Raw genomic sequence first — 16,986 nt, forward strand, 5'->3', positions numbered from 1 at the left:
TAGCGGGGGATCGGCGCCCGTGCGTACTCCCTGTAACAGAGGACCCCTGGCCGTTCTGTGGACGGATACGAATGGCGGAAGAGTGGCGAGAGGCACGGTGGAAGAGGAGTTCGATGCGTTCTACGCACTGGCCTATCCCAGGCTCGTCCGGCAGCTCTACGCGATGACCGGAGATCTGGCGGAGGCCCAGGACGTCGTGCAGGAGGCGTTCATCAGGGCCTGGGGCCGACGGGGGGCATTCACGAGCGACGGTTCCCAGGAGGCATGGATCCGTACCACGGCCTGGCGGCTCGCCGTATCCCGCTTCCGGCGGCTGCGGCGCGGTGCGCAGCTCATGCAGCGTCATCACGAACAGCGCCACGCCGAGGGCCCGTCCCCCGAACGCGTCGCTCTCGTCGAGGCACTCCGCACCCTTCCGAAGAAGCACAGAAGTGTCGTCGTCCTCCACCACCTGTGCGACCTCAGCGTCGAGCAGATAAGCGCCGAGACGGGCTGGCCGGCCGGCAGCATCAGGGTGTGGCTGGTCCGTGGGCGGCTGTCGCTCGCCCGCCACTTCTCCGCCCTGCCGGACCAGGAGGTGGACCGTGTCGGATGAGTACGAGCGTCCTGGCTGGCTCACCGAGAGCATCGCCGAGTTGGCGAGTGTCCGCGTCGAACGGCCGGTGTCCGCACAGGAGTTGCGCCGCCGAAGCGTCCGACGCCGTCGACGGCGTACCCGTTCCGCGGTCGTCGCCGCCTTCGCCGTGTCGGTGCTCGGCGCGGGTGCCTACTGGAATTCCATGCGCGCGGACCTGTCGGCGGAGAATCCCTCCCGCCACGGAGAGGCTTCCCAGATGTCGGCGGCCCAGGAAGAACTGCGGGCCTATTACTCGGTTCTGCCGGACGCCTTCGCCACGCGGGATTCGACATCGGAGCTGTGGAAGCTGATGACCGCGCACTTCACGGAGAGGGCACAGAAGCGAGAAGCCGCTCTCGAAAGCGGCGGAGCCGACGACTTGGCGGCCACATGCGGACAGGTGGAACCCACCACCACCTTCACCGTCGGCGACCCCCGCAGCGTCGGACCCGACACCGTCCGCGCCCGCGTGACGAGCGACAGCGCTCCGGAATCGATCGAGGTCGAACTCGATCTCCGCACCATGAGAATCTCCAAGTGGTCCTGCCCCGAAGGTTCCTGACCGCGCACGCCCTTGGCTCCGCTGTCTCCGCGCGGGGCCATTCCCCTTCTCACGCCGGGTGCTCGGCGCACAGGCAGCCGACCCCCTTGTCGATCCAGTCCCGCTCGGTCCACTCCGGGTGCCGCTGGATCATGAGCGCCCTGACCTCCTCGACGATCGTCTCCTCGCTCGTCGCGGAGTCGCGGCGGACCCACGTCTCGTCCCGCAGCAGCCGGAGATAGTCGCGGACGTTCGCGAGCAACTCCGGCCCGCCCACGGCACCGTGACCGGGCACCACGACCCGTGCCCCCTCGCCCGCGAGCCGCTCCATGACCGCCAGCCAGCGAGTGCCGGAGACATCGGTGTCGTACGGCGGGAACCACGGGAAGATGGCGAACTGTCCCGCCTCCACCAGATCCCCCGTGAACAGCACGCCCGCGTCCGGCACCCGGATCACCTGGTCGCCCCTGGTGTGCGCCCGGCCCGTGGCCCTCAACTGCACGACCCGGCCGCCCAGTTCGAGGTCGTACGCCTCGTCGTAGACCAGGTCGGGCTCCGGCAGCACGACACCTTCGAGCTGCCGGGCGACCGGCTCACCCAGCCCCCGGAACATGTCGAGGTAGCCCGCGCCCTTCACCTTCAGGTCCTCGGCCTGCGCGCGGTTCACGAGGAACGTCGCCTCGCCCGCGAACGCCTGCGCCCCGAAGGCGTGTTCAGGGTGGAAGTGAGTCGTCGTCAGATACAGCCTGCGTCCCCTGGCGTACTCGGACGCGAATTCCAGCACCTTCTCGGCGTTGCGCGGCCCCAGACCCGTCTCCACGACGAGCACGGCGTCCCGGCCGCCGATGACACCGATGTTGGGCACCAACTGCACCCGCCTGTCGGGCACGATCACCAAGTCGCGGCCCAGTTCCCGCACTTCGGCGATGCGGACGGCGGGGTCGTGCGACACACGGTCGGGCATGGTGACTCCTCAGCGGTACGGCGATCTCGTTCGCCCTCCACTCCACCGCCGGTCCCGGACCGGTGTCCAAGACCGATCCTGTGCGGCCGATACCGCGTCGGTATCATCGCCGGTCATGGAGCTACGTACGCTGCGCTACTTCGTGGCGGTTGCCGAGGAACTCCACTTCGGCCGGGCCGCCGCGCGTCTGCGGATGACCCAGCCGCCGCTGAGCCGGGCGATCAAACAGCTGGAGACTGAGCTCGGCTGTGTCCTTCTGCTCCGCTCGCCCACGGGGGTGGCGCTCACCTCGGCCGGCGTCCTCCTCCACGAGGAGGCGTGCGCGCTGCTGGCTCAGGCCGACCGGGTGCGGGCCCGGGTGAGTGCCCTGGCCGGACCGGTCACCCTGACCGTGGGCACCCTCGCCGACAGCGCGGAGCAGTTCGGCACGCGGCTTGCCGCTGCCTACCGGGAGCACCATCCCGCCGCCCGCATCCTCATCCGCGAGTCGGACCTGACCGATCCGACGGCGGGACTACGGGCCGGACTCGTCGACGTGGCGCTGACCAGGGAACCCTTCGACGACACCGGCATCACCACCCGCACCCTGCGCTCGGAACGGGTCGGCGTGGTCCTCCGTACGGACGACCCGCTCGCCCACCGTGAGAGCCTGCGCCTGGCCGACCTCGCCGAGCGCCGCTGGTTCCGCTTCCCGGACGGCACGGACCCGGTGTGGCAGGCCTACTGGACGGGGTCGGCGGAAGACGGCCGACGCCGGGACGGGCCCGTCGTGCGGACGGCTCGGGAGTGCCTGCAATCCGTCCTGTGGAACGGCACCGTGGGGCTGATGCCGCTCGGGCACGCCCTGCCGGAGGGGCTGACGGTGGTGCCGTTGGCCGACATGGCGCCGAGCAGGTTGGTCATCGCCTGGCGGGCCGACGGCACCACTCCACTGATCCGGTCCTTCGTGCGGATCGCCGAGACCGTGCATGGCACCGCTGATCGGACTCGCGCGGGATGAAGGCCGCGCGTTCCCCGCAGGTCGAACCGTATGAGACGCCGTGCACCGGTATTGCCTCCACGCCCCGCGCCCCGTTACCTTGCGGCAAAGTTACAGGCCAGCTACGCGATGCGGTCCGGCGCATCGGTGTTCGGCGAGCGGAACGGGCATCGGGTGACAGGTCGCGGCAAGGGACAACTGGAGGCGCAGTACGGCCTCCTCACGAGCATCGCCACCGAGGCGGGCGTCTCGCTCAGCACGGTGTCCAAGGTGGTGCACCGGCGCCGGGACGTCGGCGCCCGGACGCGCGAGCGGGTCGAGGAACTCCTCGTGCGGCACGGCTTCGTCCGGCCCTGGGAGCCGGATCCCGCGACACCCCGGCAGATCATCGCGGTCTTCCGTGACCTGTCCGGTCCGTACACGCTGGAGGTGGTCCGCGGCATCGTGGACGCGGCCGGAGAGCTCGGCATCGACGTGGTCACCGGCACGACGAGCCGCCGGTCGATCTCCGGGTGGCTTGAGCGGTGCGTCGCCCTCGGTGCGGCCGGGATCGTCATCGTGATCTCGATGCTGTCCGAGGAGGACCAGCACCGCATCGTCGAACAGCGCCTCCCCGTGGTCCTGATCGACCCGCTCAGCGCACCCTCCGAGGACATCCCCAGCATCGGCGTGACGAACTGGAGCGGCGCCCGCGACGCCGTGCAGCACCTGCTGGACCTCGGCCACACCCGGATCGGCATGGTCGCGGGCCGCTCCCACTCGCTGGCCGGGGCGGCCCGCGTGCACGGCTACCGGGCCGCGCTGGCGGAGGCCGGGATCGCCTACGACCCGACGATCGTCCGCTCCACCGACTTCGACTACGCCGAGGCGCTCGCCACCGGCGCCCAGATCCTGCACGCCGACGACCCGCCCACGGCCGTCTTCGCCGCCAGCGACGCACAGGCGCTCGGCGTACTGGAGGCGGCCCGGCAGCACGGCCTGGCCGTACCGGACGACCTGGCGGTGATGTCCTTCGACGACACGCTCGTCGCGGCGATGGCCTGCCCGCCCCTGAGCGCCGTACGCCAGCCCTTCGAGGAACTGGGCCGCGAGGCCACCCGGGTGCTCCTCGAACTCGCCCAGGGCCGGCCGCCCGTGTCCCCGCGCATAGAGCTGGCCACGGAACTCGTACTGCGGACTTCGACATCCGTGCGGAGACGCGTCAATACCACGTAACTCCCCATTCCGCGAAACACTTTCGAAATGCGGCGGTGACATTGCCATGTCCGCTGCGAATACTGGCTTCCTGCCCGGACCCCCTCCCGGTGAAAGGAAAGCCGTTGACAAGAACCTGGGTGCGAAAGGCTTTCGCGTGGGCGACAGCCTTCGGCACAGGCGTGGCATTCGCCATCGCCTCTGCGACAAGTGCGTCGGCCTATCAGCCGAGTTCCGCCAATCTGTATACGGCGACCAACACCGCCGCGTGCAACAAGAGCCCGTGCGTGCTCTATCCGAAGTCGGCCCAGTTGCCGGACGGCCGGATCGTGGCCACCTTCGAGAACGACCAGACCGCCCCGGTGGGCCAGACACTGCCCGTGTACAAGAGCGACGACAGCGGCACGACGTGGGCGAAACTGTCCGACGTCAAAGCCCCCGCCTATCTCTCCGGCGACTCCAAATACGCGAAATACACGAGCAATTGGACCAACCCGTATCTCTATGTGCTCCCGCAGAACGTCGGCAGCCTGAGCGCCGGCACCCTGCTGCTCGCGAGCATCGTCTCCGGCGACGACTACTACTACCAGGAGCAGAAGGCCGCCAACTCCAGCTGGACGCCCACCAGTGACGGCGACCGCAAGGACGTGGCGCTCGCCCTGTACTCCAGCACGGACGACGGCGCGACCTGGACCGTCCAGAGCATCATCGCCGCCGGCGGCTGGCAGGGCGGCAGCGCGGGCAGCATCGGCCGGGTCTCCACCGCCAACACCTCCGCCCAGGTCGACCCTGTGTGGGAACCCCATCTCCTTGCCCACAACGGGCAGCTCATCGCCTACTACTCCGACGAGGACGACTACACCGGCTACAACACCAGCACCGGTGCGCCGACCCTCGACCCGGCCAACGACACGGCGACGGACTCCGGCGGCCAGGTCCTCGTCCACCGCACCTGGGACGGCTCCAGCTCAACTACCTGGAGTTCCCCGGTAGTTGACGTCCCCGGCGCGACGGTGAGCATGGGCAGCGGCAAGACGGAGATCGGCGGCGGCCGACCCGGCATGACGACCATCGCCCCGACGACCGACGGCAAATGGCTTCTGACGTACGAGTACTGGGGCGGCGGTACGAACGTCCGCTACCGCATCTCCGACGACCCGACGAAGTTCTTCTCCGCCACGGACAACCCGATCACCTCCCTGCCCGTGCCCTCCGGCGGGGCAACCCTGGCAACCGGCGGCAGCCCGGTCCTCCTCCCCATGCCGGACGGCCGGATCGTCTACAACGCGGCGGGCAGCGGCGACGTCTGGGTGAACGAGTCCGGGCTCTCCACCGGCACCTGGAAGGAGTACAAGACGTCGATCGCGGCCGGGTACAGCCGCACGCTCCAGTACGTCGACGGCACCGGACGCGTGCTCATACTCCAGGCGTCGTGGAGCGGCACCAGCGTCGGCCCCGTCAAGTACGCAGAGGTCGACCTCGGCCGCTCCGACGGCGCCTACTACAGCCTCGTCAACCGGCTCACCGGGCAGGTGCTCAGCCCCGCGTCCGGCAAGACCCAGGACGCCAACCTCACAGGGAACACCCCGGACCTCGTCCTGAGCGCCGCCAACTCCACCGACGCCACCCAGCGTTGGCACCTCACCGCCAAGGGCAGCAACATCACGCTGCTCAACAAGGCGGGTGGCCGCTCGGTCGCCATCTGGACCGGCACCGCGACGGCGGGGCAGAAGCTGGCCCAGTGGGTCGACGACGGAGCCACCGACAAACAGTGGACCCAGGTCGCGTCCTCTACCAGCGGCTACTACAAGCTCCGCTCGGTCCTCAACACCAGCCTCTACATGACCGGTTCGGCCGCCGGCGGTTCCGTCACCGTCGCGGCGGCGACCACCGACGGCTCCCAGGACTGGCAACTGGTCCAGGACCCACTGCCCACGGCCTCCACCTTCACCCTGAAGGGCACCAACTCCGGCCGCTGCCTCGACGTCCCGAACGGCGCGACGGGCGTCCAGGTCCAGATCTACGACTGCTCCGGCAACGCCAGCCAGACCATCACGCAGAACACGGCCGGCGAACTCCGCGTCAACGGCAACTGCCTTGCCGCGAACGGCGACGGCACCACCGCGGGCACCACGCTCATCCTCTGGGCCTGCAACGGGAAGTCCAGCCAGAAATGGGCGTTCCGCGTGGACGGCACCATCGTCAACCGCTCCAACGGCCTGGTCATCGACGTGACCAACTGGGGGACGGCCAACGGCTCGAAGGTCGAGCTGTGGACCGGTCTCGGCACCGCCACCCAGCAGTGGACCCGCAGCTAGCCCGAGAACAGAAGCGGCGCCACCGTCGGAGACGGTGGCGCCGCTCCTCGTGGGTGTCCCCGCCGCTCCTCGCGCTCGACACTCACCGGCACCGCGTGCTGCCGCAGCACCGTCGCCCGCTCACCGGGCTCCAGGGCCACCTTGGCGAACCCGAGCAGGGACCGCACCGGCCGGGTCACCTGGGCGACCGGATCGATCGCGTACACCTGCACCGTCTCGGCACCCGCGACCGCCCCCGTGTTCCGCACCCGCGCGCTCACCGTGAACTCACCGTCCACCGGCACCAGTTCACGGTCCACGCCGAGCCCGTCGATCTCGAACGTCGTGTACGGCAGCCCGTGCCCGAAGGGGAACGCCGGTGTCGGGTCGAGGTTGGAGAGCCGGCTCTGCCGGTCGCCCAGCGGTGCGTGCAGGTAGGTGTAGGGCCGGCCGCCGGGTGTGGTCGGGATCTGCACGGGCAGCTTGCCGCTGAAGTCCGCCTGACCGGCGAGGAGTCGGGCCACCGCGAGCTTGGAGTCCAGGCCCTTGACCGGCGGGACGCTGCCCGAGGCGAGGTAGGCGTCGACCTGGGGTCCGTTCAGGATGTAGTCCTTCAGGTAGGTCAGCGCTTCCGACTTGTGCTTGGTCGACTTGTTCAGCGACAGGAAGTTCGACGGGTTGCCGACAATGTTCGCCGGGCTGCCGGCGCCGCCGGTCAGGGCCGGGAACGCGGTGTAGCCCAGCTCGCCCTTCTTCAGGAAGTCGGGCCCGGGGCGATGTTGGCGTACTCCCAGGTGCCCATCACCTCCATCGCGGCCTTGCCCGTGCAGAGCAGCGCGGTCGAGGCGCTACCGGACCGAAAGGCTTTCGGATGCCCCGCCGTGGGTCGCCTGCCTGCTGGCCGGGACACTGACACGGAATTCACACCCAGGACAAGCACGGGAAATTCCCCGGCTACGAAAGACTTTCGTAGCGCGGGGGGCGTGCTTGCCCCGGAGGCTCACCGGAACTCCTGCACCACCTGGATCTCGCCGACGATGTGGGCGTTGAACTCGTCCAGCTCCTCGGCCGGCACCCACAGCTCCAGAATCGTCCGGCCGCCCGCCTGCCGGACGGGATACCGGGTCAGGAACTTCGACTCCACCTCGAACCGCGTCACGAAACCGGCGCCGTCGTGCTTGACGTTCCAGGCCCGCGCGATCCTGATCGCGTAGTCCTCGTTGAGGACGGGGTAGAAGATCGGCTGCTCGGGCAGCCGGGGCGGCCAGGCACGCCAGTCGAGCGCCCGGACCAGGTCCAGCTCCACGGGGCCGGTGGGGCGCCAGAGGGTGGTCGTCGGTCGCCGGTTCGTCATCGGAGTCGCTCTCTGCGTCAGGATCAGGACAGGGGCAGGTCAGGGATCAAGTCGGGGATCAAGGGGTCGTGGCGGACGATATCCGCGGCATCCAGGGGCCGGCCACGGAGTTTCGACCCCGGGTGGCCGACGCCCGACCCCGACCCGATGCCGCCGTACCACGGGTCGCTACCGCCCGAACGCCCGCGCGGGTGTTGGGATGGGGACGGCAGAAAGGGGCCGTGGTGGACGGTGACGGGGTTGGCGGGTCCGAGGAGGGCTCGGCGGATCGGTTCGTGCTTGCGCGGCGGGCGGTCTCCGCGATCGGGTCGACGCTCGACGAGCGCAGGACCGCGGCGGAGTGCGCGAGGTTCCTCGTCGACGAGCTGTGCGAGGCCGCGGCCGTCGACCTGTTCGCGCAGGACGAGGCGCGCCCGGCACGGCACGGCATGCTGCACCCGATGGCGGCCGTCGGCCGCAAGGAACTGCTGGACAGTCTGCGCAGCGCGCCACGCGAGGACGTCATGGTCCGCGCTCTGGACGCCGGCCACCCGATCACCACCTCCTTCACCACCAACGACCACGGCGTCCTGGCCGCCCTGTCCGTGCCGCTCACCGCCTGGGGCAAGGCCTACGGCGCACTCCTCGCCATCCGCGCCGGACAGACGTTCGGCGACGACGAGGCCGCCGCCGTGCACTACGCGGCCCGGCTCACCGCCGCCCATCTGCACCACGCCGTCGAACACCACCGACTGCGCACCACCGCCCTGAACCTGCAACAGGTCCTGCTCACCGAGCCCAGCCGCCCCCACCCCAACATCGAGATGGCCACCCGCTACCTCCCCGCGGGCAGCGGCACCCTCGTCGGCGGCGACTGGTTCGAGGCCGTACGACTGCACTACGGCCGCACCCTCCTCGTCATCGGCGACGTCATGGGGCACGGCCTGGACGCGGCGGTCGACATGAACGCCTACCGCTCGATGCTGCGCTACGTCGCCTCCACCGACCTGCCGCCCCACCGCATCCTGCGCCAGATGGACACCGCCATGTCCGAGGAGCACAACCGCCGCCCCGCCACTTGCCTACTCGCCCTCGTCGACCCGGACCGGGGCACCGCCGCCTTCGCGAGCGCGGGCCATCTGCCGCCCGCCGTCTTCCACCGCGACGGCGCCGGTGAACTGATCTCCGTCCCCGTCGGCCCGCCCCTCGGCACTGGCTCCGCCGACTACGACATGACCACGCTCACCCTCACCCCCGACGACACCTTGGTCATGTTCACCGACGGGCTGGTCGAGCGGCGTGGCGAGGACATCGACGTCTCGCTGTCCCGTCTGGCCCGGCTGCGCCTCCACCCCGGCCAGGGCGTCTCCCGCCTCCTCGACGACATCGTGCTCCGCCTCCATGTCCAGGAGGCCGAGGACGACGTCGCCGCGATCGCCGCCCGGCTGCGTCCCAGAGGTTCGATTCCCGGTTGACTTCGCAAACGGGAAACAGGGGTACGGCGCCGGTGTCCCCGGCCGGGTCGGATCATGCACCGGCCAGCCGTCCCCCATGGTTTGGCAACACCTCGGCAACGCCCGGATGGTGACGGTCACGGCTTGGCCAACCCCTTTCCGCACGTTGGCCGCAAATTCACCGCACGCCCCTGACACCCCTTGCCGAGCAAGGCGGAGAGTGATCCGAGGTCTGGTCCACGAGATCCCTCGAAGCTCTTCAAGAAGGGGCAATCATGGCCGAGTTGACACGTCGTAGACTCCTGGGTTCGGCCGCCGGCGCACTGGGCGGTGCCGCGGCTCTCTCCCTCCTCCCGCCGAGCGTCCAGAAAGCCGTCGCCGCCGAGCCGCCGAAGAACGGCTCGCTGCGGGACATCGAACACGTCGTCATGCTGATGCAGGAGAACCGGTCGTTCGACCACTACTTCGGCACTCTCTCCGGCGTTCGCGGTTTCGCCGATCCGCACGCTCGCAAACTCGACACCGGGCGCAGCGTCTTCTACCAGCCGGACGCGGTGAACCCGAAGGGTTACCTCCTCCCGTTCCACCTCGACACCCACACCTCAAGCGCCCAGGCCATCCCGTCCACCAGCCACGCCTGGTCGGTGCAGCACCAGGCATGGAACAACGGCAAGATGGACCGGTGGCTGCCCGCCCACCGCGCGGCCGACGGTGTCAACGGCCCCTATGTGATGGGCTATTACACGCGCGAGGACATACCGTTCCAGTTCGCGCTCGCCGAGACCTTCACCATCTGCGACAACTACTTCTGCTCGGTGTTCGGGCCGACCTGGCCCAACCGGCTGATGTGGATGACCGGTTCGATCGACCCCGGCGGCACCCAGGGCGGCCCGATCATCAGCAACGTCGCGCCGACGCCGTACCGCTGGACGACGTACGCGGAACGCCTCCAGAACGCCGGTGTCAGCTGGAAGGTGTACCAGGAGGAGGACGACTACGGCACCAACATGCTGGAACAGTTCGCCTCGTTCAAGAACGCCAAGCCCGGCTCCGACCTGTACGAGCGGGGTGTACGGCCGCAGGCGCACGGCACGTTCGAGGACGACGCGCGCAACGACCGGCTGCCGACGGTGTCGTGGATCTGCCCCACGAGCTACCAGTCGGAGCACCCGGACTACCTCCCGGCCGCCGGCGCCGACTACGTCGCGTCGAAGATCGAGGCCATCGCCTCGAACCCGAAGGTGTGGCGCAAGACCGCGTTCATCCTCAACTACGACGAGAACGACGGCCTGTTCGACCACGTCGTGCCGCCGACCCCGCCCGCGGGCACGAAGGACGAGTTCATCCAGGGGCTGCCGATCGGCGGCGGCTTCCGGGTGCCCGCCATCATCATCTCGCCCTGGACCGTGGGTGGTTGGGTCGCCTCCGAGGCCTTCGACCACACCTCGGCGCTGCAGTTCCTGGAGCGGTTCACCGGCGTCGAGGAGCCGAACGTCACCGACTGGCGCCGGGAGACCTTCGGCGACTTCACCACCGCGTTCCGCTTCCGTGACGCCCGCCCGCGCTCGCCCCGGCTGCCCCACGACACGGCGGAGCAACTGGAGAAGGCGCAGGAGGAAGTGGCGACCCTGCCGAAGCCCACCCTGCCCGGCGCGGACCAGAAGTTCCCGCACCAGGAGCGGGGCCGCCGCCCGCACGTCTGACCCGGACCACCAACACGGCGGCCCCGGCCGGTGTCACCCGGCCGGGGCCGCACGCGGCCGAGATGGTCTGTTCGGCGAAGCCGCAGCCGAACAGCGGCACGTGGGCCAGCGGCGTCTGACCCGGACCGTGGCGACGGGCGGCCTCGCCCGCTGTCACCCGGCCAGGGCGCCCCGCGCCACCGACAGCGCCTGCCCGGCATAGCCGCGCCCGAACAGCACCACATGCACCAGCAGCGGAAACAGCTGGTGCAGCCCGACGCGGTCGGTCCAGCCGGGGGCGAGCGGCGCGGCCTGCTGATATCCCTCCAGCACCTCGGACAGATACGGGCAGCCGAAGAGGCGCAGCATCGCCAGGTCGGTCTCCCGGTGTCCGCCGTGCGCGGCCGGGTCGATCAGCCGGACGTGTCCGTCGGCGCCCCACAACACGTTGCCGTCCCACAGATCGCCGTGCAGCCGCGCGGGCGGCTCGGCGGGACCGGCGAGTTCGGGCAGCCGTGCGCAGACCCGTTCCACCACCGCGGCCTCGGCGTGCTCCAGGGTGCCCATGTCGACCGCGCTGCGCAGATAGGGCAACACCCGTTGTCCGACATACCAGTTGGGCCAGTCGGCGGCGGGAACGTTGCGCATCGGGGCGAGCCCGATGAACGCCTCCGTGGGTCCGTCGGGCGGCGGCGCGCCGAACGCCGGTGCCCCGGCGGCGTGCAGGGCGGCCAGGTCACGACCGAAGCGCAGTGCCGCCCGGGCACTCGGGGGACCGGTGCGGACGCGATCGGTGACCAGCCACCGCTCGTCCCGGCCGCGCACGGCGGGAACACGGACGGTACCGGCGTCCCCCAGCCAGCGCAGCCCCGCCGCCTCGGCCCGCACCGCGCCGGGCGCCTGGGCCCGCTTCACCATCACCAACTGCCCGCCGTCGAGGGCGACTTCGGTGAGCGCCCCGGACAGCGGACGTTCACCGGCCACCGTGCACCCGGTGAGCCGCGCCGCCGCCGCACCCGGAGTCTCGCCTTCGATCACCGGGACAGCGTACGACCGGTCAATCCGCCCGCGACGGAAGGACATTGCCGAGGCCGGACTCGCGCAGCACCCGCTCCACCGTCTCCTCCAGCGGGCTCGCCGCCGGGACCACCGTCTCGACACCACCGGGGAGCACGTCCAACGGCCGGTACCACTCACGGAGTTGGTGCTCGCTCACCTCGTCCGCGATGGGCTTCGTGGCGTGCCGGGCCAGGGTCTCCTCGAACGGCACGTCGAGGTAGTAGCAGTGCGTGCGGCCCGGATGGTCGGCGAGCAGCCCGGCCAGCATCTCGCCGTAGTGGGCGAAGTGGAGGATGCCTTCCAGCACGGTGTGGAAACCGTGCGCCAGGGCGTGCCGGACGGTCAGGTCGATCAGGCCGATGTTCGCGCCGCCGGGAATGTCGCGCTCGCGCAGCACCTCGCGGCGGAGGACGTCCTGGCGCACCAGGGCGATACCGCGCCCGTACCGCTCGCGCAGGGCGGTGGCCACCGTGCTCTTGCCGGAGGCGCTGTTGCCGCGCAGCACGATCAGCCGGGTGGGGGAGGAGGGCGGCGGGGTCACCGGGGCACCCTACCGGTCAGGTGTCGCCCAGTGACCGAGTGGGCACATTGCGTCTCCTGGGGCCCGTCCACTCTGGTTGTATCGTGAGAAAATGGTGTGACAGCGGTGATGGGCGGCAGGGCCATGATGCACGCGACGATCGACTACGCGGCGGTGTTCCAGGGGCTGCCCGGGATGGTGGCGCTGCTGACACCCGACCTGGTGTACGCGGACGCCAACGAGGAGTTCCTGCGCATGTCCGGCCGCACCCGCGAGCAGGTCGTCGGCCGTTTCCTCTTCGACGTCTTCCCCGACAACCCGGACGACCACGCCGCCACCGGCATGCGCAACCTGGAGACTTCGCTGCGTCGCGTCATCGCCACCGGTGAGCGCGACACCATGGCCCTCCAGCGGTACGACGTCGAGTCCGCGGCCTGCCCCGGGCAGTGGGAGGAGCGCTACTGGAGCCCGGTCAACACACCGCTCCTCGATCCGGACGGCAAGGTGGTGCTGCTGGTCCACCGGGTCGAGGAGGTCACCGAGCTGATCCGGGCCCGCGGCGGCTCCGGCGGCGGTCGCACCCGGGTGCTGGAGGCCGAGCTGTACACCCGTGCCCGCGAACTGCAGGAGGTCAACGAACGACTGCGCGGCGCCCACGCCCGTGAACGCGAGGTCGCCCTCGCCCTCCAGGAGGCGATGCTGCCCACCCGCCGACAGAGCACGAGCCACCAGATCGCCGTCCGCTACCGGCCCGCCGTCGGTTCCTTGAACGTGTGCGGAGACTGGTACGACGTGGTCGACCTGGTCGGCGGCAACCGTATCGGTGTGTCCGTGGGGGACGTCGTAGGCCACGGCCTGGCCGCCGCCGGCGTCATGGGCCAGCTGCGCAGCGCCCTCACCGCCACCTCCCGGGTCGCGGACGGCCCCGCCCAGGCCCTCGACATCCTGGGCCGCTACGCCAACGTCGTCGACGGTGCCGAATCCGCCACCGTCGTCACCACCTTCGTCGACTTCGACGACCACACCATCACCTACAGCAGCGCCGGACACCCACCGCCCGTCCTGGTCCGTCCCGACGGCCGCGTGGAATTCCTCGACCGGGCCACCGACCCGCCCCTCGACGCCCGCCCCGCCCCGACGCCCAGACCGCAGGCCGAAACCACGTTCACACCCGGCACCACCCTGGCCCTCTACACCGACGGCCTGATCGAACGCCGCCACGAGGACATCGACAGAGGCCTGATCCGCCTCGCCGACTCCCTCGTCCGCCACCGCGACACCGACCCCGAAGCCCTCGCCGACGCCGTACTCCTCGAACTCCTCCCGCACGGCGGCGCCACCGACGACACGGCCCTGATCATCGTCCGACTGTGACGACCGGCGGCAGGGCGATCCCGGTCATACGACGATGCAGGTCAGCGCCGCCCACAGCAGGGGCGAGTGCTCGATACGGCCGTCCGCGCGCCAGCGGTCGAGCTGCTCGCGCTGCCAGCGGCCGAGCCGGTGCACGGGGTCCTCGTGCTCGTGCGCCGCGTCGACCGCGACGATCGCCTCCGACAACGGGCGTACGGAGTCCGGCAGTTGGGCCAGCCGATGGAAGGCGAAGCTGGTCGGCAGCACCCAGCGGGTGGCGGTGACCAACTCCGCACCGTTGTGCAGCATCGCCGTCGCGGGCCCGAACGACTCGGCGAACCGCAGATCACCGCCGCTCTCACAGCCGATCAGGGCGACACGGGCCGGCGCCGGCCAGATCCGCGCGCCCGGCTCGCCGTCCACGCGCAGCGGGAGCGTCCCCAGCAGCAGATCCTTGGCCGACAGCGGCCGATGCGTGCGCACCGCCTCGGCCAGACCGACGGTCTCCGCGGTGCAGGACAGGTGCAGTGTGCCGTCCTCGCTCTGCCCGCCCTCGACCGGCGCACCGCTGACATGCCCGACGTACAGCAGCCTGCGGGCGCCCTTGCGGAGCACACCGCTCAGCCAGTCCCGGTCCAGGTCGGTACGGCGGAAGGCCTCCGCCGGGGTCGCGACGGACGGTACGACGCCGCCCGCGTCGAGATGGCGCCGGACCAGCGACAGCAGTTCGGGGTCGGAGCCGAGCGGCCCGAGCACCGAACCGAGCGGGGAGTCGGCGCGGAAGCCGGGGACACGGGGGTCGAGGACGAGAACGACAGGGCCCGTGTCCGCGCGCTGTGTCGCTGCGGCCGACGGATTTCGTGGCCGTACCGACGCCGGTGCGGTGGTCACCACGTCCGCCAGGTCGATGAGCCGGACATCGTCGTCGTCGACGGCGAGCAGCTCCCAGGGGACCTGGGCGACCCGGGGCGACGGCTGGATCCGTACCAGCGGACGGCCCGCCCGCTCCGACACCTGACGTATCTGCGCCGTCAGCCCCTCCGGCCACAGCGCCTCGGCCAGTGTCCGTGCGAGCCGCCCCTCGCTGTCGTGTTCGGCCAGCGCGCCCGTGAACGCCCGCCGCATCCCCTCCGTCCCGGCATCCGCTCCCGGCAGGGCATCGGAGAGCGCGCGGACCGCCCGGTCGACCTCGTCGCCGGGGCCGTGCCCCGTGCCGAACCCCCGGGCCCCGCCGGCCCAGGTCCAGGTCATGAACAGATCACCGGCGTCGGCCAGCCGGATCTGGACCACCGGGCGGCTCGTCATGTCGTCGGTGATCCAGAACGGCACCTCCTCCGCGTCCACGATCGGCCGCCGGTAACGGAACTCGGCCGCCGCGATGTACTCCTGGAGCGCGACGCGTCCCGGGCCCGACTGCGCCGACATCCGCACCTTCGGCGGCGGCGAGACCCGCAGTCCGGCGGAGGCGGCGGCCTCGGCGGCCACCCCACCGAGGGTCATCGTGCCGTTCGCGTGCCCGTACGTTTTCATGGCCGCATTCGGGAAGACCGACGCGAGGTCCTCAACCGGAACGGAGGCCGGGGCGGAAGTCGGGGCGGAAGTCGGGGCGGAAGTCGGGCTCGGATTCAGGGCCAACGAAGCGCCCGCGCAACGGTGTTCGGCCAGTTCGAAGAGCAGCCCCTGGTCCTGTCGGCGGATCACCAGACGGAACACCAGCTCTACGGCGTCCTCGGCGAGCCGCAGCCACTCATTGCGCGCGTGGGCGGTGGCGAAGTCGTAGCGAGCCGCCTCCAGGGCCAGCGCGGCGGGCAGCGCGAGGGAGAGCGCGTTGTCGATGGACTCCCGCTCCCGGTCGCCGTGGTCGGTCCGGTTCAGGTTGTCCTCAAGGGTGCGTGCGAGCATGAGGTCGACCTGCGCGCACCGTTCGTACACCTCCCGTTCCTGGTACACGTCCCGGGCTTCCTGTGCCAGCCGCTTCATCTCGTCGATGTCGCCCCGGGCGTAGGCGTGCTGGGCGCCCAGCAGCATGCTGTCGGCGGCGGCGATCGAGGCACCGAGCCGTTCGAACCGCTCCAGGCTCGCCGCCAACAGGCCCTCCGCGCCGCTGTCGTCGCCGCGCTGACCGGCGAGGAAGGCACGCGCCTGTTCGCAGACCGCGAGGTCGCCGGACCACCCCTGCCGCTCGAAGAACGCGGACGCCTCCGCGAACAGCCGCTCCGCCAGGTCGAGTTCGCCCTGATGCAGCGCGGCGTACGCCCGGTGCGCCAGCAGTGTCTGCTGCTCACCGGTGTCCCCCGACAACCGGAAGCGCTCCTCGGCGCGCGCGAAATGGTCCTCGGCCGCGTCGAAGCGGCCGGTCGACGCGCAGATCATGCCGAGGGCGACCAGCAGTCGCGGGATGGTCTCCACCGCCGTCTCCGGCGTGGTCGACAGCAGCGCCGACGCCTGTTCCTCGGCGGCTCCCCAAGCACCCCGGTCCATCAGCAAGTGCACCCGGTTCAGGCCGAGTTCGGAGGTGCGCAAGCCATCGGGGTCGTCGAACTCGGGCAGCCTGAGCGCCGCCTCGTCGAGACAGTCCAGCGCCTCGTCCAAGTGCCCGGTCCTGCGCAGCAGATCGGACCTGGCGATCAGCGTCCGCAGCACCAGCTCCAGCCACAGCTGACGTCCGCGCGGCCCCATCGGCGCCGACGCGATGCCGTCGAGCAGAACGTGGGACCGGTCGATGGCGTCCTGCGCCGCCCCAAAGTCCGTGGCGGCGAGCTGGACACTCGCCACGTTCGCCAGCAGGTGCGCGCGCAGGAACCGTACGTCGGGCGAGTCCTCAAGGGACTCGGCCAGCGTGAGCAACTCCTCGTAGACGGCCAGCGCGGCGGCGACTTCGGCCTTGAGGTGATGTTCCTCGGCCCGGGCCAGAGCGCTGTCGAACGGTTCACCGTAGAGCGGTGTCACCGTACCGGCGCCGTCCGGCGTGTCGTCTTCCTGGTCCGGCATCCG

The 16,986-nt window shown here is 70.6% G+C and carries 14 protein-coding genes; 8 read left to right on the forward strand and 6 right to left on the reverse strand.

The features are described 5' to 3' along the window. Nucleotides 1-82 precede the first annotated feature (82 nt). Together OC490_RS17150 and OC490_RS17155 are read left to right on the forward strand one after the other, a co-directional pair. Nucleotides 83-595: a SigE family RNA polymerase sigma factor gene (locus OC490_RS17150; RefSeq protein ID WP_262058812.1), complete on the forward strand. Its 513-nt coding sequence runs from the start codon at nucleotides 83-85 to the stop codon at nucleotides 593-595. Next, nucleotides 585-1,178, forward strand: a complete 594-nt coding sequence (locus OC490_RS17155) for a hypothetical protein (RefSeq protein WP_262058813.1) — start codon at nucleotides 585-587, stop codon at nucleotides 1,176-1,178. Before OC490_RS17150 ends, OC490_RS17155 begins: the two co-directional genes overlap by 11 nt. A 49-nt stretch (nucleotides 1,179-1,227) precedes the next feature. Here OC490_RS17155 and OC490_RS17160 read toward each other — a convergent pair whose 3' ends face one another. Then, nucleotides 1,228-2,121 carry an MBL fold metallo-hydrolase gene (locus tag OC490_RS17160; protein ID WP_262058814.1) on the reverse strand — a complete coding sequence of 298 codons (894 nt, stop codon included), beginning with the start codon at nucleotides 2,119-2,121 and terminating at the stop codon, nucleotides 1,228-1,230. A 115-nt stretch (nucleotides 2,122-2,236) separates the two neighbouring features. Between OC490_RS17160 and OC490_RS17165 the strand changes: the two genes are divergently transcribed. From OC490_RS17165 to OC490_RS17175, 3 genes are all read left to right on the forward strand, one after another. Then, complete coding sequence (locus OC490_RS17165) at nucleotides 2,237-3,121, forward strand: LysR family transcriptional regulator (protein ID WP_262058815.1); 885 nt, start codon at nucleotides 2,237-2,239, stop codon at nucleotides 3,119-3,121. Between the two features lie 153 nt (nucleotides 3,122-3,274). Beyond that, entirely contained in the window at nucleotides 3,275-4,315 is a 1,041-nt protein-coding gene (locus tag OC490_RS17170; RefSeq protein WP_262058816.1) for a LacI family DNA-binding transcriptional regulator, read from the forward strand. Nucleotides 4,316-4,434: 119 nt separating this feature from the next. Then, nucleotides 4,435-6,612, forward strand: coding sequence for an RICIN domain-containing protein (locus OC490_RS17175; RefSeq protein WP_410098641.1), 2,178 nt, complete (start codon nucleotides 4,435-4,437; stop codon nucleotides 6,610-6,612). Here the strand turns inward: OC490_RS17175 and OC490_RS17180 are convergent. Then, nucleotides 6,609-7,115, reverse strand: coding sequence for a fibronectin type III-like domain-contianing protein (locus OC490_RS17180; RefSeq protein ID WP_262058817.1), 507 nt, complete (start codon nucleotides 7,113-7,115; stop codon nucleotides 6,609-6,611). The two genes, OC490_RS17175 and OC490_RS17180, sit on opposite strands and share 4 nt — an antisense overlap. 476 nt (nucleotides 7,116-7,591) lie before the next feature. Then, nucleotides 7,592-7,945, reverse strand: coding sequence for a hypothetical protein (locus OC490_RS17185; RefSeq protein WP_262058818.1), 354 nt, complete (start codon nucleotides 7,943-7,945; stop codon nucleotides 7,592-7,594). A 275-nt stretch (nucleotides 7,946-8,220) separates the two neighbouring features. On the opposite strand from OC490_RS17185, the gene OC490_RS17190 reads away from it, so the two are divergent. Then, the gene (locus tag OC490_RS17190; RefSeq protein ID WP_262058819.1) at nucleotides 8,221-9,399 is read left to right on the forward strand and encodes a PP2C family protein-serine/threonine phosphatase; all 1,179 of its coding nucleotides are present in this window, start codon (nucleotides 8,221-8,223) and stop codon (nucleotides 9,397-9,399) included. Nucleotides 9,400-9,653: 254 nt separating this feature from the next. After that, nucleotides 9,654-11,081, forward strand: coding sequence for an alkaline phosphatase family protein (locus OC490_RS17195; RefSeq protein WP_262058820.1), 1,428 nt, complete (start codon nucleotides 9,654-9,656; stop codon nucleotides 11,079-11,081). A gap of 153 nt (nucleotides 11,082-11,234) precedes the next feature. Here the strand turns inward: OC490_RS17195 and OC490_RS17200 are convergent, their stop codons facing one another. Then, nucleotides 11,235-12,143 (reverse strand): fructosamine kinase family protein, encoded by a 909-nt coding sequence (locus OC490_RS17200; protein WP_262058821.1) that lies wholly within the window; start codon nucleotides 12,141-12,143, stop codon nucleotides 11,235-11,237. Further along, a complete protein-coding gene (locus OC490_RS17205; protein WP_262058822.1) occupies nucleotides 12,118-12,660 on the reverse strand; it encodes an AAA family ATPase in 543 nt (180 codons plus the stop codon). Before OC490_RS17205 ends, OC490_RS17200 begins: the two co-directional genes overlap by 26 nt. A gap of 123 nt (nucleotides 12,661-12,783) precedes the next feature. On the opposite strand from OC490_RS17205, the gene OC490_RS17210 reads away from it, so the two are divergent. Next, complete coding sequence (locus tag OC490_RS17210; protein ID WP_262058990.1) at nucleotides 12,784-14,013, forward strand: PP2C family protein-serine/threonine phosphatase; 1,230 nt, start codon at nucleotides 12,784-12,786, stop codon at nucleotides 14,011-14,013. Between the two features lie 24 nt (nucleotides 14,014-14,037). Here the strand turns inward: OC490_RS17210 and OC490_RS17215 are convergent, their stop codons facing one another. Further along, entirely contained in the window at nucleotides 14,038-16,983 is a 2,946-nt protein-coding gene (locus tag OC490_RS17215; protein ID WP_262058823.1) for a tetratricopeptide repeat protein, read from the reverse strand. Between the last annotated feature and the right edge of the window lie 3 nt (nucleotides 16,984-16,986).

Source organism: Streptomyces sp. STR69 (assembly GCF_024519455.1).
Lineage (GTDB): Bacteria > Actinomycetota > Actinomycetes > Streptomycetales > Streptomycetaceae > Streptomyces.